This is a genomic window from Algoriphagus yeomjeoni, assembly GCF_049821175.1.
GTDB classification, from domain to species: domain Bacteria; phylum Bacteroidota; class Bacteroidia; order Cytophagales; family Cyclobacteriaceae; genus Algoriphagus; species Algoriphagus yeomjeoni_A.
In genome coordinates this window covers 1,600,698-1,625,685 of sequence record NZ_CP187512.1, presented here as the reverse complement: position 1 = coordinate 1,625,685, position 24,988 = coordinate 1,600,698, and the positions used below count along the sequence as shown (strand labels likewise).

Sequence of the window (24,988 nt, the reverse complement as noted above, 5' to 3'; positions counted from 1 at the left end):
GAAAAAAATGCCCTTTTTATAAACAATTTGATGAAAAAATGAATTAAAAATAATGTTTTGATTTCTTGAAAAAAATCTTTTGTTAAATGCTAATACTTTTTCAAAATCCAAAAATTTGTAGTTTGAAATACTATTTAATCTGTTTGCATGCCAGAATGAGAATTGCAGATTTTAATAGGAATAGGGCTTAAAATTATTTTTTTGTTAATGGCAAGGCATTTGTTTTTAAGCTTCTTAAATTTGTTGAAATTCTAAACCACTAAACATGTTTTTTTTATATGCCACTCTTACAGCCTTTTCGGTGGGTTTTTTGATTACACCAATACTTATTTCCTTCTTAAAGAAATTTAAGATTGGGGATCATCCTGGAGGTAGGAAAATTCACACTGCATTTGTTCCTTCCATGGGAGGTATCTCGTTTATGGTAGCAAGTACAGTTACCATGGCCATCTGGGGTTGGCAATTTCCCTTGCCTGATATCAGATACCTATTAGGGGCTATACTTCTCATGTTTATTGTAGGGTTAAGAGATGATCTAGTAGAATTAAGGGCCTCCAGAAAACTATTGGGACAATTAGTGGCCGTTTTACTAGTGGTGGTGGTCGCCGATGTTAGAATAAAAGGCTTTCACGGGTTTTTGGGAATAGGAGAATTCAATGACATTGTTAGCTATATGTTTTCTGGATTTGTATTGCTAGCACTTACCAATGGCTTTAACCTTATAGATGGATTGGACGGACTTGCGGGAACCATTGCTGCTATTTCCCTAAGCTGCTTAGGGGGATGGTTTCTAATACAGGGAGTGGAAAGTTATGCTTTAATCTCATTCACCTTCTTAGGTGGAGTTTTAGCCTTCCTTGCATTTAATTGGCACCCAGCTAAGCTTTTCATGGGAGATACAGGCTCTTTGACTTTGGGCTTCACTCTAGGAACCTTAATACTTGGTTTTATGGGAATCAATGAAGGTCTGCCCCAAGGTGCATTTCTTAAGTTTGAATCTACATTCGCTGCAGGAGTTGCGCTAATGATGTTTCCGCTTTATGATATGGGGAGGGTTTTTATTAGAAGGATTTCTCAAGGTAAGAGGCCTATGAGTCCAGATAAATCACATGTACATCATTTCTTAATGAGAATAGGGCTAAAACACAATCAAGTGGCTCTATTGCTGGGAGGGCTTCAACTTGGTATTATTGTGCTTGTTTTTTTCATGAAGGATTACTCAGATAATTTGGTTTTGCCGGTTATCGTTGGGGTTTCCATTGTTTTAGGCTATAGGCTTGATAAAGTAACTGTCCACTATATCAAAAAGAAAGTAGCCATGCAGCCTAGAGTGCTGGAAATAAGACCAATTAAATCACCTCAAAAATCAAAGGTCAAGCTTGATAAAACCGAATTCAAAGATTCTAACGTTAATCTGAATTGACTAAACCTAGCTATTAATATCACAGACTTAAAAGTATACATTATAGAAAGTCTCCTAATTTTTGGAGACTTTTTTTTGTAATAGCGGCCTAATATTTTCTATCCAATTTTCTGCGAGTAAAGACCAAAAGCCACTTAGTATAAGCTTACCTCTACCATTATTGCCACTTTTCCTCTTGAAATACACTCCTACCTATCCCTTGAAAATAGGATTTGCACAGTGCCTATTCAAATTTTTAAGTACTCACTGAACTGGATTCCCTTCAACTCGCTCTCCACTCAAAAAGCATTTTCATCACCCAGTATAAAGCTTTTGGCAGTCATCCAGATAATCTTAAGATCCAATAAAACAGACCAATTCTTTATATAATACATGTCCAGCCTATATCTGAAATAAATGGAATTAGACTGATTTGTTTCTCCCCTATATCCTCTTGCCTGTGCCAAACCTGTCACTCCTGGCTTTACCAAATGCCTATTCCTATAACCTTCAATTTCTAAGGCATGCTCATCGTTTTGTAAAACAATATGAGGTCTAGGACCCACCCATGACATATTACCATAGATTATATTTAATACCTGTGGCAGTTCATCAATGCTGGTTTTTCTGAGGAATTTACCTACCTGTGTCACTCTAGGATCACCTTTTCTCGTCATCTTCATGTTCGCCTGTTCATTCACAACCATAGAGCGAAACTTGTAACAATTAAAAATTGAGTTATAGATACCCTCTCTTTCTTGTTTGAAAAAAACAGGCCCTGAAGAATCCAACTTAATCAAGATGGCTACAATTGGAAATAACCACCAGCCTATCGTTAACATAAAGAGTAAGGCAAAAAGAAGATCAATAAAACGCTTAATAGATAGATTTAGCCAGTTTACTTCTTTTGAAATTAAGGTCTCTTCCCCCTCCTGAAGTCTTTCTTGGGAATCAATTTTAAATTCGAAATCGCCAATCCTTTTTGGTGGATAGTTTCTCATTTGATATAATTTGCTTTGCCTCAAAAAATGGTTTTTCATAAATCATAGGCTATGCCAAAGATCTTGATTTTTTGTTGAAAGTCGAAAATTAGCTTACTATTATTTGCTTAAGAAAGTAAAAGCTAATTGTAATACCTAGACTGATTTTACACATGAGGCGGCTAGGATAATTGATCTTTCATATTTTCAGATGAAATAAGAATGGGGTATTAGTTGAGTAGGTCCACTTCAAATTCTTAACCCACTTTATCAACTTTTAACCCTAAAAAAGCAAGCATTGAAATCATGCGGATTCTTTCAAAAAGTTACTTCAAATACTTAAATATGTTTTTTGAAGTATTTTTTTTGCTTTTTTTATAAAAAAATATCTTGCAACAGTTTTCCTTAATTTTGTTAACTGACTAAATAGTACGGAATCCATTTACTTTTCATTATTCGGAAAATACAGCCTTTTATAAATCCTTAGAAATTAATGCCTTATGATTAGGTATTGGGAGTAAAAATTTATTGTCAAGAACACAACAGCTAATTCATTCAAAAAAAATTAGCTTGCTTAAAAGTAGTGTTAGTGATGTATTTTGGGCCTTTTATGCCACCTGCAAATCCATTGAGGATATGGTGGTTTGATATTTGTGTAGTATATTTTGACAGTTTTAGCTACCTCTCTGCATGGCTCTTCATATCCCGCTTTCATTTCCTGTACTTAATGGCAATGAAAATCTGTATACTCAACAGGCCTTAAGCTCTGGTCATATAGCAACTTTCGGTCAATTCATCAATAGATTCGAGAGCAAGCTTTCCAAAAGACTAAAGACGCATGAGTCTGTTGTTTTGAATTCCGGCACCTCAGCCTTGCACTTAGGCATGGTGCTTCTGGGTATAGGTCCTGGTGATGAAGTGATCTGTCAATCGTTTACTTTTTGTGCTTCAGCTAATCCAGTTGTGTATCTTGGTGCCTCTCCGATTTTTGTGGATAGTGAAAAGGATACCTGGAATATTTGTCCTGAAATTCTCGAAGACACCATTCTAAGTAGAATCTCTAAAGGGAAAAAACCAAAAGCAATTGTTATAGTTCATCTTTTTGGTATGCCAGCTAAGATCAGTCAGATTTTAGAAATTGCAGAAAAATATGATATTCCGGTGTTGGAAGATGCCGCCGAAGCAATAGGCAGTAAATTTCAAGGAAAGGCATGTGGAACATTTGGACAAGTTGGCGTTTACTCCTTCAATGGAAATAAAATAATGTCAGCAGGTGGGGGAGGAGCATTGATTTCAAAGGATACGAATCTAATACAACGCGCTAGGTTATTATCCACTCAGGCTAGGGAAGATCTGCCTTTTTACCATCACCTGGAGATTGGCTATAATTATAAAATGAATAACCTTTCTGCTGCAGTGGGTTTAGCTCAACTGGAACAATTGGATTCCTTCATTAAAAGTCGGAGGCTAATCAATCAGAGGTACAGGAAATTGCTCAAGAATTTTCCGGGTATTGAGTTCCAGACAGAATCTGATGATTCCTATTCCAACTATTGGCTTACTGCAATTCTGGTTGATAAAGAAAAGACTGGCTTCTCTAATGAGCAGTTAAAGGACTCCTTAATGAAAAAGGGCATTGAAAGCAGGTTTTTGTGGAAGCCACTGCATACCCAACCAGTATTTAATAGGACACCTTATTATGGAGGAAGTATGTCTGAAAGGTTCTTTGAAAATGGCTTATGTCTTCCAAGCTCAGTAGATTTGACGCTTCAACATCAAGAATTGATTGTTGAGGTGATACACACAGAACTCAGTAAAACTTTCAAATAAGTGATTTATAGGAATTGGTTAAAGAGAGCAATAGATATTATCCTGGCTTTTTTAATGTTTGCCATTCTTTTACCTATATTTTTAATACTATTTATTAGTTTAAGTATTCATCACCGAGGATCTCCCTTCTTCTCGCAATCAAGACCAGGAAAGGATAATGTGCCCTTTCAAATATTGAAATTTAAGACTATGTCCGACTTAGTTAATGAGGATGGGGATTTATTAGCTGATTCGGAACGGATTACCCGTTTTGGGAAATTGATCAGAAAAACTTCGCTGGATGAAATCCCTCAATTAATCAATGTACTTAAAGGAGATATGAGTCTGGTAGGCCCAAGGCCACTTTTACAAGATTATCTACAGCTTTACTCCGCTAAACAAGCTAGAAGGCATGAAGTTAGGCCAGGAGTCACAGGTTGGGCTCAGGTGAATGGTAGAAACGCAATTTCCTGGGATAGCAAATTCAGATTTGATGTTTGGTATGTTGATAACCTGTCCTTTTTATTAGACCTAAGGATTTTATTCCAAACACTGGGAAATGTACTACTTGGCAAGGGAGTAACACAGCAAGGGCATGTTTCTATGGGTAGATTTGAAGGCGGTAAAAAGACCTCCTTCCAACAAAAAGAAGCTGTTGAGAAATTGTATTTCAAACAATAAGAACTTGGCATATTTGGTACTCATTACCAATAATTCTTTTATGAATCTCCGCATTTACACTACTGGCATCATCCCGAGTAATGAGATTTCCAAAATTAAATTGTGAAAAGTGCAATATATTGTTGAAATAATTTAAATATTTTGTAGGGATAAGCTCAGAAAGTGCTTATTTTGTACTTTAATCTGTTTTTAGTGTAAGCGATTTTATAACTTGGCTATTTGAATAAATTTATACTATGAATTTTTTGACGCGGTTGAAAATCCTTCCTCGATGGATCATTGCCACCCTTGATTCTTTTATCCTATTTTATTGTGCTTTGTTCGGTTATTTGGTTCGATTCAATTTTGAGCTGGCATTAATTGAACAGTACGATGCTGTGGCGGGTAGTTTTACATTTATGGTTGGTGGTTTGTTAGTAATGCAAAATACTCGTAGTTACGAGGGTATAGTGCGCCACACTGGCTTCAGAGATGGGTCAAACATCTTTAAAACCGTCCTGATTAATTTCATCCTATTTCTATTCTTGAATTTTTTTCATGGGAATTTCCTGAATGACCGGTTCTTACTTCCTACTTCCGTATTGATTATTGCGAGTCTTTCTTCGCTTTTCATGCTCATATTTTACAGACTGCTGGTTAAGGAACTTTTCGTTTACCTGAAGAATGGTATTTTGGTTAAGGAACTGAAGAACGGTATAATTTTCGGCGCTGGAGAGGCAGGAATCATTGCCCAGGAAGCGATAAAGAGAGATAGTAAAATCCTCTTCAATACGGTTGCTTTTTTAGATGATGATCCTAAAAAAGAGGGTAAAAATATAGATGGTAAACGGATTTATAAGGGCCTGGGTGATCTTGAAAAACTGGTCAATCAATTTGGCATTACTGAGTTGATTATTGCCGTGAGAGATCTTTCTGTGAAGAGGAAGAATGAGGTGATTGATGAATGCCTTCGCTTGAAAATATCGGTATCCATTGTGCCACCTGTAGATCAGTGGATCAATGGAGGCTTGACCGCTGGGGCGATTCGGGAAGTGAAAATCGAGGATTTGCTCAGTAGGGAGCAAATAATCTTGGATAATCCTAGGATTCATGAAGATCTGCAAGGCAAGGTAATATTGGTTACCGGAGCTGCGGGGTCCATAGGCTCTGAGCTCTGTCGACAAATATGTCATTATGAGCCTAAACTGCTTATTTTATTAGATATAGCAGAATCAGCCTTGTATGATGTAGAGCAGGAGTTTAAAGAGAATTACGTCCATTGCCCAATAAAGATTGTGCTTGGGGATGTACGGAATAAGAAGAAAGTAAAAGAAGTTTTTAAAGCATTTAAACCCCAGGTTGTATTTCATGCTGCTGCATACAAGCATGTTCCTATGATGGAAAACTATCCTGAGGAGGCAATACAGTCCAATGTACTAGGAACGAAAATACTTGCAGATATCTCTGTTTTAGCTAAGGTTGACAAGTTCGTTTTTGTATCTACGGATAAGGCGGTAAATCCTACGAATGTAATGGGCGCAAGTAAAAGAGCTGCTGAAATGTATGTGCAGGCGCTTAACGAATACTTGGAAAAAAATCATAAGAGCTATCACACTAAGTTTATCACCACTCGCTTTGGAAATGTTTTGGGTTCAAATGGATCGGTAATACCATTGTTTAAAAAGCAGATCATGCATGGTGGGCCTATAACAGTGACCCATCCTGAAATTACCAGATACTTCATGACCATTCCAGAAGCCTGTCAATTGGTATTGGAAGCAGGTATTATGGGTGAAGGGGGAGAGATTTTTGTTTTTGATATGGGTGAACCCATTAAAATCCTTGATCTGGCAAAAAAGATGATTCAGCTGTCAGGTAAAAAAGTTGATTCGGATATTAAAGTGGTTTTCTCCGGACTTAGAGAAGGGGAGAAGCTTTATGAAGAGTTGCTTAATGATTTTGAAACAGTTAAAATAACACATCATCCTAAGATTAAAATTGCACAGGTACTTCCGTCTTCTTATCATAAAATAGATGGACAAATTGAGCTTTTCATGGAACTGGTTAATAAAAATTCTGAGAATGAATTGGTCTCACATCTTAAAGTTATTGTTCCTGAATTCATTTCTAATTCATCAAGATTTGAGGTTCTAGACCGATTGAATTAGCACCTAATTAAAGTACATCCTTACCTGATACTTACTATTTCCCCGCTAGATACTCCCTAGATACCCCGTATATACCCCGTATATACCCGCATGATAAAGGCATGATAGTTTGGGTTTACCTTTATTATGCTTTTAGCAGCCACTGTTCTTGTCTTCAAGAACATTTTTTTCACACGGCTGCGACTGAGACTGCACACTGAATACTTAGATAAAGCAGAATCAATAGCTAAAATGCTACTTCTCCTGCCAATTGTCACTGAGATTACGACTGGCCTCTGAACACTTCCTTATGAATTCAGAAAACACTAACTTTGCGCAGCACATTTAAGGATAAATACCTTACACTATGAAGAAAGAATTTGCACTACAGCTGAGCCCGGAAGAGGCTTACGATCCTGTTTTATTTCAGGAAGTAGTACGAAAAAAAGCCGGTCTACCTACAAACGCAAATGAGGCAACAGCGCGCCAGGTAAAGCGCTCCATTGATGCCCGAGGCAGGAATGTTAAAGTGAACATTCAGGCTGAACTTTTCATCAAGGAAACGCCTCCATCCCTTCTAGACCATCAGCCAGAATATAAAAATGTGGGTAATGAGGATCCCATAATAATAGTAGGAGCTGGACCCGCTGGCCTTTTTGCCGCACTTCGGGCGATAGAACTTGGAGTGAAACCAATTGTCCTCGAGCGAGGTAAGGATGTGAGGGCTCGCAGAAGAGACCTAGCAGCTATCAACAAAGATCAGATTGTTAATCCTAATTCGAATTACTGTTTTGGAGAAGGTGGAGCAGGAACCTATTCAGATGGGAAATTATATACCAGATCCAAAAAGCGTGGTGATATTCGTAGGATCATGGAAATTCTGGTTGCGCATGGTGCAACCGAGGAGATTCTAGTCGATGCTCACCCTCATATTGGTACGAATAAACTCCCAAAATTGGTTGAAGACCTACGTGAAAGCATAAGGCAATTTGGAGGAGAGGTTTTGTTTGATACCAGGGTAGAAGATTTCATTTTAGAAGGAAATGAGATTAAAGGCGTGGTCACTCAGTATGGAGATAAAATCACTGGTATAGGGGTGATCCTTGCCACAGGTCACTCAGCTCGGGATATTTTTCATTTGCTTCATAGAAAAGAGATATCTATAGAGGCGAAGCCTTTTGCCTTGGGCGTAAGAGTAGAGCATAGTCAAAAACTGATAGACAGTATACAATATCACTGTGGTTTGGACCGTGGACCCTATTTGCCAGCTTCGGCATATTCTCTCGTTCATCAGACAGAGTTCAAAACCAAGCAAAGAGGTGTATTCAGCTTTTGCATGTGTCCAGGTGGATTTATTGTGCCTGCGGCAACTTCTCCAGGTGAATTGGTGGTAAATGGAATGAGCCCAAGTCGCCGGGATAGTAAGTTTGCCAATTCCGGAATAGTAGTTTCGGTGGAGTTGGAAGATTTACCCCAATATCAGAAGTTTGGCCCATTGGCAGCTATGGAGTTTCAGGCAGATATAGAGAAAAAAGCTTGGGAAGCTGGCGGGAAAACCCAAGTAGCACCTGCACAGCGCATGGTGGATTTTGTCGAGAAAAAAGTGAGCACATCTTTACTGGATACTTCCTATCAACCCGGCTTAAATGCTGTAGAGATGAGAAATGTTCTTCCTGATTTTATTTCAGAGCGTTTGGCTATGGCTTTCAAGGCTTTTGGAAATAAAATGAAGGGCTATTACACGAATGAATCACAGTTGATCGGATTGGAAAGCAGGACCTCTTCACCCGTCCGCATTCCTCGCGACCGAGAATCTTTTGAACATATTCAGATCAAGCGTCTTTATCCCTGCGGGGAAGGTGCAGGGTATGCAGGTGGAATCGTTTCAGCAGCGATGGATGGAGAACGATGCGCCGAGCGATTGATTGAAGCCTATGTAAAATGATTTAATGTAGGGGCGAATAATCATTCGCCCTTACCTCAAAGGCCATTTGGGACGAACGATTTAATAGCCTAGGGTTTTAGCCCTAGGGATCAAGATCTCCCTCGGATTCCGGTGTTATTTTCAAAGTATTTTTTTCGTTACAGAGGAATGGAAAACGCCACAATATATAATGTCTGATCTGTGAGGATACAGACCACGGGGTTAGAAATAGGTATGAAGGGCCTTTTGGGAGAAAGAATGCCAACGGCATTCAAAATAATAGCCTAGGGTTTCAACCCTAGGGATCAAGATCAACGAATCCCATTCTCCCTCGGATTCCGGTGTTATTTTCAAAGTAATTTTTTCGTTACAGAGGAATGGAAAACGCCATTATCATGTCTGATCTGTGAGAACACAGACCACGGGGTTAGAAATAGGTATGAAGGGCCTTTTGGGAGAAAGAATGCCAACGGTATTCAAAATAATAGCCCAGGGTTTCAACCCTGGGTGAAAAAGAACTAAAAGTATTTCCCTCGGAGCAGGGAGTTTATTAAATATGATCGTTTGTACCGAGGAATGGAAAATAGATTCCTGTTCAGAATAGTGTATTGATTTGAATTGCAACAAAAAGAGGTAGCATATCACATGCTACCTTTTTCTATTTAATACTGAATATCGAATTATGAATTCCGAATTTGGAAGTTTTTGAATCTCAAATCTCAAATTCTCTTTATCCTAACCAAGCAGACCAAGGAATTCTACTCAATATCAGCACCAATCCGATCGCATACATCATATAAATACTTCTGAATCTTGCTCTGGATGCACCTGGTTTTTTCGCTCGGATATATCCAATGCTAATCACCACAATCGCAATGATATTAATCAGAGGATGCTCTACAGCCAAAAGTCTTGCTGTGGGATCGGACATGGCCGAACCTGACTTAAGCATCTCAAGCCCCAGAGGACTTAGGAAATAAAGAATCAAACCTACTAACAGTTGAATATGAGATAGGATAAAGGCTATTAAACCGATTTTACGATCTTTCTCGGTGAATTCTCTACCTGAAAGAGATCCGATCAGCATGTAAATGATGACCACTACCAATGCTAGCAATGCCAGATAGGCTACGCCTGAATGTAAATGTTGTATTCCTGTGTACATGATTTGTTTTTATTAGTAAACGAAAATAGGCCAAAAGACTTTAACTCCTCAATTGAAAGGTTGTTTTTACTCAACAAAAAGCACAAGACCTTTTAAATATTCTGTTTCGGGATGAAATATATTGATTGGATGATCCGCCGGCTGTGTGACTTGATGTAAAACTTTCACCTTTCTCCCAGATTCCAACGCCGCAGCAGTTACCGTGTTTCGGAAAAGCGCCTTGTCCACAACCTGACTACAGGAGAAGGTGAAGAGAATTCCTCCCGGCTTGATTTTTTTCAAGGCTTCAGCATTTAGTCGCTTGTAAGCCTGAACTGCATTATGTCGAGCTTTTAGGTTTTTGGCAAAAGCAGGAGGATCCAAAACTATGAGATCGTAATCATCACCAATCTCACGAATGTATTTGACTACATCGGCTACCTTAGATTCATGCTTGCCTTTGATTTCAGGATTGAGCAGAATGTTTTCCTCGGTCAGCTCAATGGCTTTTGGAGAAATATCCACAGAATGCACTTCAGCTGCTCCCTCTTGTAAAGCCAACACAGAAAACCCTCCTGAATAGCAAAAGGTGTTCAACACTTTTTTGCCCTTTGAATAGGAGGCAAGTAGCTTTCTGTTTTCCCGCTGATCTATGAAAAAGCCGGTTTTCTGTCCCTTCTCCCAATCGATTTTATAAGTCGCTCCATACTCTTGAACCAAGTCAGTTTTTGGTTTACCAAGAACCCAATCATTGGAAGTGATTCCCAAATTCTTTGGCAAGGTCTCCGCACTTTTATCATAAACCCCAGAGAGTTGATCCCCATAGACATTCTTTATCGCTTGGGCAATTTCATTTAAATGCGCATGCATGCCGATTTGATGCGCTTGGATAACGGCCGTGCCATTGTAGAAATCCACGATCAATCCTGGAAGCAAATCACCTTCACCATGAACTAATCGATAGACGTTAGTTTCTTCATTTTCATTGAGTCCTAGGCTTTTTCGCAAAGAAAGGGCTGAAGTAATTTTCTCATCCCAAAAGGACTGATCGATTTCCCGCTCTTCGAAGGAAATTATCCGAACCATGATAGAGCCTTCAGCAAAATGACCAATTCCCAAAAACTCATTTTTGGAGGAGTAAACAGCTACTAACTGACCATTTTCAAGATTAGAATCTTTCTGGAAAATAGCTCCTGAAAATACCCAGTGATGCTTTCTTTTCAGGGAAATCTCTTTGCCGTGTTTCAGTATTATTTTAGGATAGTTCATGACTAAGTTGAGGTTTGTTGGGGAATAGCAAGCTGCCCGCTACCATAGCTAAAGCACTGGCGAGCAACCCATAAATGTGAGAAGAAATTTCCGGCTCAAAATTATCCATTATTAAATAGGTAAGCATACCGATAATCATGGAGAGCATAGCGCCAATTTTTGAAGACTTTTTCCAATACAACCCGGAGGTGAGGGGAACGAACAAGGAAACCAGCATCAGGATAGAGGCTCCAGCTACTAACTCGTAAATATTAGAATCCTGTAGCGCCATCCACACGGCCAAAATAGCTACGCCGAGTACACTTATTCTTAAAATCCAAAGCAGGTGTTTGTCGGTAAGTTTGCCTTTGAAAAGTGGTTTGATGAGGTTTTCAGAGATCAAAGCAGCAGGTGCAAGCATACCCGAACTCGCAGTACTCATAATAGCTGATATCAATGCTCCAAAGAAGATGATTTGCACCGGTAAACCTCCATGTGCCAAAACCATAGATGGTAACATAAGTTGCTTATTTTCTAAATAGAGTTCTGGATACAACGCCTTTGCGCCAAGCGCTATGAAAAGAGGCAAAAGCCCAAAAGTTAGGTAAAATCCTCCTGCTAGATAAGTGGATTGGACGGCTACTTTTTCTGATTTAGCAGACATCACGCGTTGGTAGATGTCTTGGCTTGGAATACTTCCCAGACCGATAATGATCCAAGCACCGAAGTAATTGATCCAGGAGTCGAAACCTGAATCAGGGAAAAACTGGAAGCTTTCCTCCGTAGCCGAATCTAATATCACACTGACTCCACCAGCATCTTTGGTCACCAGGATTGCTACTGTGATCAGTCCTAGGACTATCATGATGGTTTGGATAAAGTCGGTAATAGAAATGGCCCACATCCCGCCCAGAAATGTATAAATGACGACAATGCCGGCAGATAGGAGAATTCCTTCTGTCAAACTCATTCCAGTGACAATTCCGAAAAGCAGACTCAGTGCAACCAATTGCGCAGCTACATACCCAAAGAATACCGGAACCATGAAAATCGTCGATAGAAATTCTATTTGCTTGCCATAGATCTTCTTGAAAACATCACCTATAGTCAATACACCCATGCGATACATGGGGCGGAGATAAAACATTCCAAAAAGAACCAAGCAAAGCGCTCCCCCAAATGGATCTTCGATCACGCCTTGAAGACCTTCTTCCAAATAAACCGAGGAAGCTCCGAAAATGGTCTCTGAACCAAACCATGTTGCAAAAAGGGCAGAGGCGGAAAGAAATAAAGGGAGCGAACGACCTGCCAAAACAAAGTCATTCGATCCCTTTACGAATTTTGAAGCCCAGGCTCCGACGGCGATTGTGATCGCCAGGTATATTATGATTGCGGTGAGTAGCAACTACCTTAGGTTACTTGGTTGCGTACATTTTCTCCCTCAAAGCTTTGATTTCTTCGCTCTCCAAATAATCATCATAAGGCATTCTTCTATCAATCGTACCGTTTGGCGTGAATTCTACAATTCTGTTTGCGGAAGACTGTACAAACGCGTGATCATAAGATGACATTAAAACTGTTCCTGTGAATTCAATAATTGCGTTGTTAAATGCAGTAATGGATTCCAGATCCAGGTGGTTGGTAGGCTCGTCCATAACCAAAAGGTTAGGATTCTGAAGCATCATCTTGGAGATCATACAACGAACTTTTTCTCCTCCGGAAAGTACAGAACACTTTTTCAAAGATTCCTCACCTGTGAAGAGCATTCTTCCTAAGAATGTTCTTACGTAAGCTTCTTCCTGATTGCCAGAAAATTGTCTTAGCCACTCGATCAGTGAAAGATCAGATTTGAAATACTCCGAGTTATCGTTTGGTAAATACGCTTTGTTGATCGTTACTCCCCATTTGAAGCTTCCTTTGGAAGCAGGTATTTCTTCCATGATCACTTGGAAGAATTTGTTTACTGCCTGCTTGGTCTTAGATATAAAAGCAATTTTATCGCCCTTGTCCACCATCAGATTTACATCTGTGAAATAAGTCACGCCATCCGCTTTCAATTCCAGGTTTTCAGTCATGAAGATCTGATCTCCGGCTTCTCTTTCAGGTTTGAAAATGATGCCAGGGTATTTTCTCATTGATGGCTCAATCTCATCGATGTTCAATTTCTCGATCATCTTCTTACGAGCCGTTGCCTGCTTGGATTTGGCTACGTTGGCAGAGAATCGGTCGATAAATGCCTGCAATTCCTTTTTCTTATCCTCTGCCTTTTTGTTGGAATCAGATCTCTGCTTCAAAGCAAGTTGAGAAGACTCGTACCAGAAGGTATAATTACCGGAGTAGATTTTAATTTTCCCAAAATCAATATCCACTATATGCGTGGAAACTGAATCCAGGAAGTGTCTATCGTGAGAAACGACTATCACCAAGTTTTTGAAATCAAGCAGGAAGTTCTCTAACCATTCGATGGTGGATGCATCCAAGTCATTGGTAGGCTCATCAAGAATCAGGATATCCGGATTTCCGAAAAGTGCCTGAGCCAATAAAACCCGTACCTTTTGGTTACCAGCCAAATCTTTCATTTGCATGTAATGCAAATCCTCGGTGATTCCCAGGCCTGAAAGCAATGCTGCTGCGTCAGATTCTGCATTCCACCCGTCCATTTCTGCGAAGTCAGCTTCCAACTGAGAAGCACGCAAACCATCCTCTTCAGAAAAATCCTCCTTCATGTAGATGGCGTCCTTTTCCTCCATGATGGCATAAAGTGTCTTATGTCCCATCAACACAGTTTTTAGCACTTCCACTTCATCGAAACCAAAGTGATTTTGGCTGAGCACAGCCATACGCTGACCAGGAGTGATGCTGATTCCTCCGCTGGTGCTGTCCATTTCTCCGGAGAGGATTTTCAAAAAAGTTGACTTTCCGGCGCCATTTGCCCCGATCACACCATAGCAATTGCCAGGGTTGAATTTGAGGGAGACTTCGTCGAAAAGTGTTCGTTTGCCAAATTTTAATGACAAGTTATCTACTGATATCATAATTGAGGTTTTCTTCTTTTTTGGAGGCGCAAAGATAGGAATTATATATGTGATGGCTAAGTGATTCCCAAGCTTTTGAAAGATAGCTAGGAAGCTTTGTATCAACGGAGGTGTTTAATCCTTTGCAGTTGCCTATATTGGATCTTCAATCTGCCCAATTAGACCATATGGAGAGACTTTACCGTGTAGTGTGCTTTGTGTTTTGCTTGCAATTCTTTGCTTTTTTTTCGCATGCGCAGATCTCTACTGTAGGTAAGGAATTTTGGGTAGGCTATATGGAAAACAATCGGATTTTACCGGGAGCTACTGATAGAGCAATGTTGGAGATTACAGCTGTGGAAGCTGCTGATTTCACCATAGAATACCTTGGGAATACCAGCTCACAATCCCTGAATGAAGGAGAGCGCTTTACTTTGATAGTTGATTCCCAGGACATAGATGTTTTTCATCGGGGATCTGGAATCGTAGAGAACAAAGGGGTTTTCATTTCTTCCACAGGAAATTTATCTGTGTATGCCTTTAATGAGCGGGTAAGAAGTGCTGATGGGACAGTTGTGCTTCCAGTAAGTGCTTTGGGTAAAGATTACTTGATTACCTCACATTTCGAGCGCCTTACCTACCCAGTGGAGTATGATGGTAATATTGATAATGAAAGTTTGATGCTGGTGATTGCCACTGAGGATGATACTGAGATTGAAATTACCAGAAGTAATAGTTCTGTGCCATTTACCCAGAGACTTAACCGTGGCCAAAGTTACCAGATTAAAGAGCGCTTTGATCTGACTGGAACCCGCGTACGGGTAATCGGAGATGATGCCAATTCCTGTAAGAAAATAGCTGTTTTCGGAGGAAATAAGTGGACTTCTGTTGGTAATTGTGGCGCAGCTAACGACAACTTATTTCAGCAGGCTTACCCTATATCTACCTGGGGTCAGTCCTATATTCACGTAGCCTTGGAAGGAAGATCCTCAGGAGAACTGGTGAAGGTTCTGGCGGCAGAGGACAATACGGAGGTATTTGTCAATGGAAATAGCCGAGGTATCATAGGTGCAACTCAATTTTTGACCTTTGACTTTGCTCCAGATGAGACAGTTTCGATTGAGACAAGCAAGCCTTCCTCTGTGACAGTCCTGGCCAAAAGTCAAGAGTGCAATCAAGTAACCCAGCCATTGTTCGATCAGGGTGATCCTTTTATGATTTCTTATAGCCCAAATGAGCAGCTTCTTAAGAGTGTGAAATTTTCTGCACTTTCACTTCAGTCTATCCAAGATCATTATGTGAATATAGTGGTTCCAGCCGGTGCGCAAAACCAAACAATTTTGGATGGAAGTAATATAGGAGCTTCATTTTCAGTGGTTCCAGGCAATGCCTCTTTTTATTATGCCCGCATCCGGATTTTCCAAGGAGTACACCAGTTGACAAATCCTGAAGGCTTTATAGCCTATGTGTATGGTTTTGGCTTTTTGGAATCTTATGGGTATGCGGTAGGGGCGGCTCTGGATAATCTCAATTTTGAGATACTGGCTGACTATGAGTTTGAAGTGATAGGCGAAAGGACCGCTTGCCTAGATCAGGAAGGCACTTGGAGTATTGAGCCGGAAAATGAAGCCTTTACTTATTTTACTTGGGATTTTGGAGATGGCTCTGCCCTCCAAGAAGGTCAAGAAGTGCCCCATATCTTTACTGAGGCAGGAGTTTACGAAGTTACAGTCACTGCTTCAATCAGTCCAAATACCTGTGATCAGCAAGAGGAAGAGACCTTTGAAGTAGAAGTGCTAGAGTCACAAGCTGAGCTACTTGGAGCTAATTCTGTTTGTCCAGATGTGGAGGAACTGATTTATAAGCTTAGCTCACAGGAAAATATTGGATCTGTGACTTTTGAAGTAATAGGAGGTTCAGTTGTTCAAAATTACGGAGATTCTGTACTGGTCAATTGGGGACCATCAAATCCTAACGCAAGTATCACGGCTAATCCAATCAGTACCAACGGCTGTGTGCTAGAATCTCTTACTTTGGATGTAGTCATCAATATTGAGCTGGATGCAGAAGAGCCTATCGGTAATTTGGATGTGTGTTTTGACCCGCTCGCTACTCACTTTTATTCTGCACCAAACTCATCAAGCAGTAGAGGTTATGAATGGATGGTAACTGGAGGAGAGATTGTATCTGGACTAAATGAAAGTACCGTTGAAATCAGCTGGAATGTGCCTGGGATAGTCGGAACCGTAAGCTATTTGACCTATAGTTTGGTTGATCAATACTGTGAAGGAACTTCTGATCCGGTAGAAGTAAACGTAGAAGAAGAGTTCCTGCTGACGGTGGCTAGCATAGATGACGTCAAATGCTTTAGTGAATTCAATGGGCAAATAGTTTTGGATATTACAGGCGGTGTTGCACCCTTTAATTTTTCCTGGTCTCATGACCCTACTTTAAATGCTTCCACCGCAGAAGGTTTGTCTGCTGGTATTTACTCGGTTACAGTCACAGATCAATTAGGTTGTGAAAGAATGCTGGAAAACCTAGAGATTAAGGAGCCGCCTGTATTGGAGTTGGTTTCTTTTGATGTGGCTGGTGTGAGTTGTTATGGGAAAAGAGATGGCATATTAAACTTGAACGTAAGAGGAGGTACTGCACCTTATATTATTGATCTGGAAGATGGGGTAGAGTTCACAGGTAGTTTGAATTTGGCAGATGTTGCGCAAGGGATTTATGAACTTACTGTTACAGATCAGAATGGATGTTCTGTTCCTCTTAATTTCGAAATAAGTTCACCTCGCGCTTTAGATGTGGATGTAAGACTGACCAAACCAGCTTGTCCAGGCGGAAGTAATGGAGAGTTGTTTGCTTTTCCGGCAGGAGGCAATGCTCCTTATGTCTATTTGTGGGATGAGCAAAATCAATCTGGTAATTCAATTACAGGTTTAGGAAAAGGCGCTTATCCTATTTCAGTCACAGATGCTTCCGGCTGTGTGAGTCTAGGAACTGGAATAGTCACTGAAAAAGCTCCAGAGGTGCGAATGCCTACAGGGTATAATCCTTCAAAAGACGGAGGTCTTTTTGAAGGTGTTTCAAATTGTGAGATCGATTTTGACCTCTGGATTTTTAACCGATGGGGGCAATTGATCTACCAAGGCAAAGAAGGCTGGAATGGAATGGTGAATGGTGAAAATGCATCTTTGGGAACCTACACCTTCCTAATGCAGTATAGCTTTCCTTTAGAGGAAGAGATTCAACGTGTGGAAAAAAGAGGGACTTTCCTGTTAATTAAATGATCAGCATTTAGATGGGTAGGGTCATACATTATCCTTTTGATCTGACATTTCTATAAAGTCTTTACCCAAATCTATTCTTAAAAGAATTCTATAATCCATGCAATTGGATAGTTTTGTAAGCTCAAACTTTTAAACATAAATGAAGAATATTTTAATCACCGGGGGAGCCGGATACATTGGTTCACACACAGCGGTTCAATTAATTGAAGCAGGTTACAATCCGATTATCATCGACGATTTATCCAATTCTGAGGAAAAGGTTTTGGATCGACTGGAAGAGATCACTGGCAGAAAGCTTACCTTTTATAAGGGGGACTGCAGTGATAAAAGTCTCTTGGATAAAATTGCTTCAGACTTTGAGCTCTCAGGGGTAATTCATTTTGCTGCCTTTAAAGCAGTAGGCGAGAGTACAATTTTCCCATTAAAATATTACCAAAACAATATTCTTTCCCTGGTTACCATATTGGATTTCATGAAAGCCAATCGAATTAAAGATTTGGTTTTTTCTTCTTCTTGTACGGTATATGGACAGCCCGAAGTATTGCCTGTGACTGAAGAAACACCTAGACAAGATGCCGAAAGCCCTTATGGAAACACCAAAAAAATATGTGAGGATATATTGATGGATTTTGTGAAAAGTCAAGCAGGTATCCGCGTGATTTCTCTCAGGTATTTCAATCCGGTAGGAGCTCATCCAAGTGGAAAAATTGGTGAGTTACCAATAGGCACACCCGCCAACTTGGTTCCTTTTGTCACACAGACTGCTGCGGGTATTCGTGAGAAGCTTACTGTTTTTGGAGATGATTATGATACTATGGATGGTTCTTGTGTTCGTGATTTTATCCATGTGATGGATTTAGCGGATGCTCACGTAAAAGCTTTGGCCTATTTGGGTGAGCAGCAGGATGATTTCTATGATGTTTTTAATGTAGGCACTGGAAACGGAAATACTGTTTTGGAAGTCATTAGGACATTTGAAAAAGTCAATCGGGTAAAAGTAAATTTTGAAATAGGTGCAAGAAGGCCGGGTGACATTGTAAAGATCTGGGCAGATACTGCTAAAATCAATTCTGTACTCAATTGGCATCCAAGTTATTCCCTGGAAGACTCGCTAAGAGATAGCTGGAACTGGCAAATGACTTTGTGATTCTGCGTGACAATTAAACGCTAAAATTTCTATAAAGTGAAAAGGACTCTCTTGAGGTGAAAAAAATCATCAAGAGGGTTTTTCTTGTTTAAATACCATCCTAAAATATGAAAATCGGATTCGGTGATTCAATAGGCATTTTATAGTGTATAGCCGTATTAGGCTATTAAATAACTGCATGAGAGCATTTTGGAAAGGTTTTTTATTAGCGTTCAATTAATTTTTATTGTTGCTAAAGAGTAATAATTTGGCTGCCCAATAGAGATCATTCCATAGGTAGGATTTGATTACTTTATGAGAAAACCAATTGTGAGTTATGGGTAATAGTTCCGCCTACGGAAAAACAGAGTTAGAATCACCACGTGTTAATAGCTATCAAAATCTAGATCCTACCCAGGATGTTTCTTTGTATAGAGTTTGCCAGTTGAGTGCTATAGTGTCAGGCACCGAAAATGCACTGATTCTAATTGAAGGCACAGATACGGTTGGTTTCAAAGTAGAAACTGGGATTAATATCGATAATGATGAACTCCTTACTTTTTTCAAAAGTCAAGCATTACATCAGGATTCAGCTTTTGCTTCTTTTAATGTTCATGAACTTTCACTTTCTGAAAAGTTCAAGAGCTCATTACAATCCCATGGTATTGGTTTCTTTGTTTGCCTTCCATTGATTAATGAATTTGGCGTAGCCAAAGGCTGCTTGGTACTAGTAGGAAGTGACCCTATTTCCCTTAATGAGAAAGCCAAAACAGGACTAGAATTATTGGTGAGTGAGGCAGTGATCATTATCCAAGAGCGACAGTTGATTGCTGAATTCAGTACTGTGGAGAAATTGTTTAACCTATCTAATGATTTGATTTGTGTAGCAAACACAGATGGTTATTTCAAGAAAATTAATCCTTCATTTACTCATTTATTGGGTTGGGATGATGAAGTCTTATTAAAAAGATCTTTTTTCGAATTGATTCATCCCAAAGACATTAAAAAGTCAATTAGAAAGTTTTCGAAATTGACTAAAGGGGATTCTTCAGTAGAATTTTCAAATAGGTTTTTATGCAAAGACGGGACTTACAAGGTTTTATCTTGGATGTCTACTCCAGATCCTAAGACAGGAAACATTTATAGTATTGGTAGGGATGTCACTGATTCTCAAGCAAAGGAACAGCAATTAGCTCATAGCGAGGCAAGGCTACGGGTATTTTTTGAAAACTCTCAAGGCTTGATGTGTACACATGATTTGAAAGGTGTTTTTCTCTCAGTAAATGAGGCTGGAGCAAGGAAAATAGGATATAGTGCGAGCGAGATTATCGGAAAAAGCTTGTATGATATTGTACCAGAAAATCGTCATGAATTAATAAATCAATACTTATTAACTGTTCAAAAGGAGGGCAAAGCCTCTGGACAAATGATCACCCATGATAAAGAGGGGTCTCAGCTGATTTGGATGTTCAATAACGTCATTGAGAAGGATCCTTTTGGAGCTGGAGTGTATGTGATAGGGAATGCTATTGATATTACTAAACGTGTTCAATTGGAGGCAGATTTAACGCGAACTAGAGAACTTTTAGAAGAGACAGGTAAAGTAGCGAGAGTCGGTGGATGGAACGTTGACCTAATTACTCAGGAAGTTTACTGGAGTCCAATGACCAAGATTATCCATGAAGTTCCTTTCGATTTTGTCCCTGACATTTCTACTGGGATTAATTTTTATAAAGAGGGAGAAAGCCGTAATACGATTACCAATGCGCTTCAACACGGCATAGAGACAGGGGAAGGATGGGATGAGGACTTGCAGCTTATTACAGCCAAAGGGAATGAAATTTGGGTCCGGGCAATTGGCCAAATGGAATTTATTGATGAAAAATGTGTAAGAGTTTTCGGGACGTTTCAGGATATAGATGAAAGTAAAAGGGCCCAATTAGACTTAGAGCATACCAGAAAGGTGCTAGATGATGTATTTGAGGCATCTTCTGAAGTGAGTATAATCGCAACTGACAAAACTGGATATATTTCTGTTTTTAATTCAGGGGCGGAGAAAATGCTTGGCTATACTGCTGAAGAAATGATTGGTAAACACCGGCCTAGTTTCTTTCATGACCCGATTGAATTAGAAGAGCATATTTTGGCTTTGAGACAGGAATTTGGAAATGATATAGATGAAAAGGAAGTGTTTCATGCGAAGGCTGATAGGCTGGGAAAAGAACAACGTGATTGGACCTATATTTCTAAATCTGGCGATAGAAGAACAGTTTCCTTGGTAATCACGCCGATCAAAGGAGTTGATCATGTGACTATAGGATATTTAGGCTTTGCAACAGATATCACTGATATGCGAAGAATGGAACTGGATCTGATCAGCGAGAAGAGTCGCCTTTCGGCATTTGTGCAGCATACTCCAGCAGCTGTAGCAATGTTTGATACCAATATGAAATATATTGCTGTCAGCAATCGCTATATAGAGGATTATCGCTTGCAAGATCAGCAGATTATCGGTGAATCTCATTATGATATTTTTTCATTTGTAGATCAAGAAAGAAAGGAAAGGCATCAGCGTATTTTAAAAGGCGCAGTTGAAAAAAAGGAAGAGGATCTGATAAATCTATCCGGATATTCAGAAGAACAATACGTCACCTGGGAATTAAGGCCATGGTATCTCAATGATAGCGAAATCGGAGGCGTAATGCTTTTTACCAAAAACATTACGAATAGTATTAAGCAGCGCCAAGAGTTGAAAAAGGCAAAAATACAGGCTGAGGAAGCCAGTGTTGCCAAATCAGAATTTCTTGCAAATATGAGCCACGAAATTCGTACGCCTCTAAATGGTGTGATCGGCTTTACAGATTTAGTATTAAAAACAAATCTCAACGAAACTCAGCATCAATACCTATCCATAGTGAACCAATCAGGAAATGCATTGCTGAGTATCATAAATGACATTCTCGATTTTTCAAAAATTGAGGCTGGACGTCTGGAATTAGATGTGGATAAATGCGATCTGTACGAGATGTGCTCCCAGGCCACGGATATTATTACCTATCAAATCCAAAGTAAGGGTCTGGAAATGCTGCTGAATATTTCCAACGACTTGCCAAGGTTTGTCTTTGGCGATTCGGTTCGTTTGAAACAAATACTGGTGAACCTCCTGGGAAATGCATCCAAATTCACCGAAAAGGGTGAAATAGAACTGAAAGTAGAGAGCTTAGGAGCTAAGGGAGATTTGCATAAAATCCGCTTTTCAGTTAGAGATACGGGGATTGGAATCAAGGCAGAGAAGCAATCAAAAATTTTCGAGGCATTCTCGCAGGAGGATAGCTCCACTACCAAAAAATATGGAGGAACGGGACTGGGACTGACGATATCAAATAGTTTACTCAGATTAATGGACAGTAAACTTGATTTGGAAAGCAAGCTAGGTGAAGGGAGTACATTTTACTTTGATGTTGAACTGAAAACTGAGGAAGGAGATGCAATTGCTTGGTTTGATGTAGAAAAAATAAAGAATGTACTGATCGTTGATGATAACGAAAATAATAGGCTGATAGTCAAGCAAATGTTGCTTTTGAAGAATATTAAATCTAAGGAAGCAGCACATGGGTTCGAGGCTTTACAGATTCTTGCCTCAGGTGAGGAGTTTGATGTGATTCTTATGGATTATCACATGCCTTTTATGGATGGACTGGAGACAATCCGTAAAATCAGGGAAGGTTTTCCATCTTGGAGTGGACATGAGCCGATCATGTTACTTCATAGTTCGTCAGATGATCAGAGAATTATAGATAGCAGTAGAGAGCTTCATATTCACCATCGTTTGATCAAACCCTTGAAGATTAATGATTTCTATCAGGCATTATCCAGACTTTATACGGTAGAGTCATTTAAGGAATCGCGCCCAATGGCGATTGCGCAAAGTTCTGAGGAACAATTTACGGTGCTGGTAGCGGAAGATAATCTGGTGAACATGCTACTGGCAAAAACGATTATAAACAAAATCGCTCCGAATTCCATATTGGTGCAAGTGAGTAATGGTCTTGAAGCTGTAGAGTATTGTCAAAAACAGTTGCCGGATATAATCCTCATGGATGTACAGATGCCTGTAATGAATGGATATGAGGCTACCAAAAACATTAGGCTGTTGGAGAAGGATAGGCATGTCCCTATTATTGCTTTTACTGCGGGTAATGTAAAGGGTGAACGTGATAAATGTCTGGCAGCTGGAATGGACGATTTCGTGGTCAAACCTGTGGTAGAGGAAACTGTTGCTATGGTTCTGAATAAATGGCTTGATTCACAATCGGATATTATGCTGTCTCAGGATAATAACAATGGTCAGGAGGATATTCGCTATAATCCGGAAAAGTTGAAGAGCTACACTGACAATGACCCTCAGATTTTAGAGAATATTATAGAAATCTTGAAGCTGGAGTTAACTGGGTCTTTGGAGTCTCTGAATGACTTACTTAAAAAGGAAGACCTAAACCTGATAAATGAGGCAGGGCACAAGCTTTATGGGACGGCTGTTTCTGCTGGAATGCCTAAGCTTGCAAAAATGGCAAGTTCACTGGAGCATTTAGAGGAATTTGAGTCAGAATCTGTAAAGCGGAGATTTAAAGAGATAGAGTCAGAGATAGGTTATTTGATGGGAATCATTAAAAAAGAGGAGGTGTAAAATTGATTAATAGCTGTGATGAATCGTCATAAACTGGAAATGATTCAAAATTTATCAAAAAATATCTCCTTGAAATTGAAGTTAATACGAATTATTAAAGCAAATTATTAAATCTACTTTTGCATTAACAAATCTAAAACATACCTTTGCATCACTCAAAAACAGGGTAGTTGACGAGAAATCTAAAACGATCTTTTTTTGAAGCAAACGGAGTGGTAGTTCAGCTGGTTAGAATGCCTGCCTGTCACGCAGGAGGTCGCGGGTTCGAGTCCCGTCCATTCCGCTTAAAATTGATGAAAAAGATCATTGATTTAAAACAATTAGATTAAAGCTTAAAACCATTGGAGTGGTAGTTCAGCTGGTTAGAATGCCTGCCTGTCACGCAGGAGGTCGCGGGTTCGAGTCCCGTCCATTCCGCTTAAAGTCCCGAAGAAATTCGGGACTTTTTTGTTTTAGCCCTTTTGCATTTTATCTCATTGAATTATCGAGGGACATCATTAAAAATTTTAATTCCCAAGGGTATATGCTTATCTTTGTTTTTCCCAAAAATCACCAAAATGGTATTAGAATTCGAAAAACCTATAGCTGATTTAGAGCAAAAACTTCAGGAAATGAAGGAGTTGGCTACCGGCAGAAATATTGATTTAAGTTCAGATATTGAATCTCTTGAAGAAAAAATTCTTGCTTTGAAAAAAGAAACCTTTCAAAATCTGACCCGCTGGCAGCGAGTTCAGCTTTCCAGACATGCTGAAAGACCCTATGCATTGGATTATATCTATGAGATGACCAATGATTTTATAGAACTTCATGGAGATAGAAATGTAGCCGATGACAAAGCTATGGTTGGAGGTCTTGGCGATTTGGATGGCCGATCTGTCATGTTCGTGGGGCAGCAAAAAGGTAGAAATACCAAGCAGCGCCAAATGAGAAACTTTGGGATGGCAAATCCTGAAGGTTACAGAAAGGCACTTCGCCTGATGAAAATGGCAGAGAAATTTGGTAAGCCAATTGTTACTTTGATCGATACTCCTGGTGCATTTCCAGGTTTGGAAGCTGAAGAAAGAGGCCAAGGTGAAGCAATAGCCAGAAATATCAAGGAGATGTTTATGCTAAAAGTACCTGTGATCTGCATCATCATTGGTGAAGGTGCTTCAGGTGGTGCTTTAGGTATTGCAATTGGAGATCGTGTTATGATGCTAGAGAACTCTTGGTATTCTGTAATTTCTCCGGAAAACTGTTCCACTATTCTTTGGAGAAGTTGGGATTACAAGGAGCAAGCTGCAGAGTCTCTCAAACTGACAGCACTTGACATGCAAGGCAATGGCTTAGTGGATGGGATAATTCCAGAGCCTTTAGGCGGAGCCCATAAGAACATGAAGAAAATGGCTATCACCCTTAAAGAAGCCATTCTTCAAGCCTTGAAGGAACTGGATAAGATCAAGCCTGAGAAAAGAATAGAACAGCGCATCGACAAGTTTTGCTCGATGGGTGTAGTTGTTGAGTAAAATATTTAAAGCCCGGATTTCTTACAAAGTCCGGGATTTTTCTTTCATA

At 39.7% G+C, this 24,988-nt stretch carries 14 protein-coding genes and 2 tRNA genes; 11 read left to right on the top strand and 5 right to left on the bottom strand.

The genetic code is table 11. The features are described 5' to 3' along the window. Positions 1 to 265: 265 nt before the first annotated feature. Complete coding sequence (locus ACPUEN_RS06455) at positions 266 to 1,423, top strand: glycosyltransferase family 4 protein (protein ID WP_425639289.1); 1,158 nt, start codon at positions 266 to 268, stop codon at positions 1,421 to 1,423. A gap of 278 nt (positions 1,424 to 1,701) precedes the next feature. On the opposite strand, the gene ACPUEN_RS06450 is transcribed toward ACPUEN_RS06455, so the two are convergent. Continuing rightward, positions 1,702 to 2,403, bottom strand: coding sequence for a sugar transferase (locus tag ACPUEN_RS06450; protein ID WP_425639288.1), 702 nt, complete (start codon positions 2,401 to 2,403; stop codon positions 1,702 to 1,704). Positions 2,404 to 3,072: 669 nt separating this feature from the next. On the opposite strand from ACPUEN_RS06450, the gene ACPUEN_RS06445 reads away from it, so the two are divergent. The 4 genes from ACPUEN_RS06445 (at position 3,073) to ACPUEN_RS06430 (ending at position 8,943) form a co-directional block, all read left to right on the top strand. Next, positions 3,073 to 4,212: an aminotransferase class I/II-fold pyridoxal phosphate-dependent enzyme gene (locus ACPUEN_RS06445; RefSeq protein WP_425639287.1), complete on the top strand. Its 1,140-nt coding sequence runs from the start codon at positions 3,073 to 3,075 to the stop codon at positions 4,210 to 4,212. Continuing rightward, positions 4,213 to 4,872 (top strand): sugar transferase, encoded by a 660-nt coding sequence (locus tag ACPUEN_RS06440; RefSeq protein ID WP_425639286.1) that lies wholly within the window; start codon positions 4,213 to 4,215, stop codon positions 4,870 to 4,872. It abuts the gene before it with no gap. 236 nt (positions 4,873 to 5,108) lie between these two features. Continuing rightward, the gene (locus ACPUEN_RS06435; RefSeq protein WP_425639285.1) at positions 5,109 to 7,019 is read left to right on the top strand and encodes a polysaccharide biosynthesis protein; all 1,911 of its coding nucleotides are present in this window, start codon (positions 5,109 to 5,111) and stop codon (positions 7,017 to 7,019) included. A 346-nt stretch (positions 7,020 to 7,365) separates the two neighbouring features. Continuing rightward, entirely contained in the window at positions 7,366 to 8,943 is a 1,578-nt protein-coding gene (locus ACPUEN_RS06430; RefSeq protein ID WP_425639284.1) for an NAD(P)/FAD-dependent oxidoreductase, read from the top strand. Positions 8,944 to 9,652: 709 nt separating this feature from the next. Here the strand turns inward: ACPUEN_RS06430 and ACPUEN_RS06425 are convergent. The 4 genes from ACPUEN_RS06425 to ACPUEN_RS06410 form a co-directional block, all read right to left on the bottom strand. Continuing rightward, positions 9,653 to 10,087 carry a hypothetical protein gene (locus tag ACPUEN_RS06425; RefSeq protein WP_425639283.1) on the bottom strand — a complete coding sequence of 145 codons (435 nt, stop codon included), beginning with the start codon at positions 10,085 to 10,087 and terminating at the stop codon, positions 9,653 to 9,655. A gap of 66 nt (positions 10,088 to 10,153) precedes the next feature. Continuing rightward, positions 10,154 to 11,335, bottom strand: coding sequence for a class I SAM-dependent rRNA methyltransferase (locus ACPUEN_RS06420; RefSeq protein WP_425639282.1), 1,182 nt, complete (start codon positions 11,333 to 11,335; stop codon positions 10,154 to 10,156). Continuing rightward, the gene (locus ACPUEN_RS06415) at positions 11,322 to 12,719 is read right to left on the bottom strand and encodes a sodium:solute symporter family protein (RefSeq protein ID WP_425639281.1); all 1,398 of its coding nucleotides are present in this window, start codon (positions 12,717 to 12,719) and stop codon (positions 11,322 to 11,324) included. The genes ACPUEN_RS06420 and ACPUEN_RS06415 overlap by 14 nt, the downstream gene beginning before the upstream one ends. Before the next feature lie 10 nt (positions 12,720 to 12,729). Continuing rightward, a complete protein-coding gene (locus ACPUEN_RS06410) occupies positions 12,730 to 14,349 on the bottom strand; it encodes an ABC-F family ATP-binding cassette domain-containing protein (protein ID WP_425639280.1) in 1,620 nt (539 codons plus the stop codon). A 167-nt stretch (positions 14,350 to 14,516) separates the two neighbouring features. Here ACPUEN_RS06410 and ACPUEN_RS06405 point away from each other — a divergent pair, with 167 nt between their 5' ends. The 6 genes from ACPUEN_RS06405 to ACPUEN_RS06380 all read left to right on the top strand — a co-directional run bounded on the left by ACPUEN_RS06405 (position 14,517) and on the right by ACPUEN_RS06380 (position 24,939). After that, positions 14,517 to 17,621, top strand: coding sequence for a PKD domain-containing protein (locus tag ACPUEN_RS06405; protein ID WP_425639279.1), 3,105 nt, complete (start codon positions 14,517 to 14,519; stop codon positions 17,619 to 17,621). 139 nt (positions 17,622 to 17,760) lie between these two features. Then, complete coding sequence (gene galE, locus ACPUEN_RS06400) at positions 17,761 to 18,768, top strand: UDP-glucose 4-epimerase GalE (RefSeq protein ID WP_425639278.1); 1,008 nt, start codon at positions 17,761 to 17,763, stop codon at positions 18,766 to 18,768. Between the two features lie 316 nt (positions 18,769 to 19,084). Further along, a complete protein-coding gene (locus ACPUEN_RS06395) occupies positions 19,085 to 23,434 on the top strand; it encodes a PAS domain S-box protein (protein WP_425639277.1) in 4,350 nt (1,449 codons plus the stop codon). Between the two features lie 209 nt (positions 23,435 to 23,643). Continuing rightward, a tRNA-Asp gene (locus ACPUEN_RS06390) sits at positions 23,644 to 23,717 on the top strand. A 60-nt stretch (positions 23,718 to 23,777) separates the two neighbouring features. Beyond that, positions 23,778 to 23,851 (top strand) — tRNA-Asp (locus ACPUEN_RS06385). 140 nt (positions 23,852 to 23,991) lie between these two features. Next, entirely contained in the window at positions 23,992 to 24,939 is a 948-nt protein-coding gene (locus ACPUEN_RS06380; RefSeq protein ID WP_425639276.1) for an acetyl-CoA carboxylase carboxyltransferase subunit alpha, read from the top strand. Positions 24,940 to 24,988: the final 49 nt, after the last annotated feature.

Bases quoted from the DNA above. Each gene is read 5' to 3' on its own strand.
- ACPUEN_RS06455 (WP_425639289.1), top strand. From the start codon at position 266: ATGTTTTTTTTATATGCCACTCTTACAGCCTTTTCGGTGGGTTTTTTG.
- ACPUEN_RS06450 (WP_425639288.1), bottom strand. From the start codon at position 2,403: ATGAGAAACTATCCACCAAAAAGGATTGGCGATTTCGAATTTAAAATT.
- ACPUEN_RS06445 (WP_425639287.1), top strand. From the start codon at position 3,073: ATGGCTCTTCATATCCCGCTTTCATTTCCTGTACTTAATGGCAATGAA.
- ACPUEN_RS06435 (WP_425639285.1), top strand. From the start codon at position 5,109: ATGAATTTTTTGACGCGGTTGAAAATCCTTCCTCGATGGATCATTGCC.
- ACPUEN_RS06430 (WP_425639284.1), top strand. From the start codon at position 7,366: ATGAAGAAAGAATTTGCACTACAGCTGAGCCCGGAAGAGGCTTACGAT.
- ACPUEN_RS06425 (WP_425639283.1), bottom strand. From the start codon at position 10,087: ATGTACACAGGAATACAACATTTACATTCAGGCGTAGCCTATCTGGCA.
- ACPUEN_RS06420 (WP_425639282.1), bottom strand. From the start codon at position 11,335: ATGAACTATCCTAAAATAATACTGAAACACGGCAAAGAGATTTCCCTG.
- ACPUEN_RS06410 (WP_425639280.1), bottom strand. From the start codon at position 14,349: ATGATATCAGTAGATAACTTGTCATTAAAATTTGGCAAACGAACACTT.
- ACPUEN_RS06405 (WP_425639279.1), top strand. From the start codon at position 14,517: ATGGAGAGACTTTACCGTGTAGTGTGCTTTGTGTTTTGCTTGCAATTC.
- galE (WP_425639278.1), top strand. From the start codon at position 17,761: ATGAAGAATATTTTAATCACCGGGGGAGCCGGATACATTGGTTCACAC.
- ACPUEN_RS06395 (WP_425639277.1), top strand. From the start codon at position 19,085: ATGGGTAATAGTTCCGCCTACGGAAAAACAGAGTTAGAATCACCACGT.
- ACPUEN_RS06380 (WP_425639276.1), top strand. From the start codon at position 23,992: ATGGTATTAGAATTCGAAAAACCTATAGCTGATTTAGAGCAAAAACTT.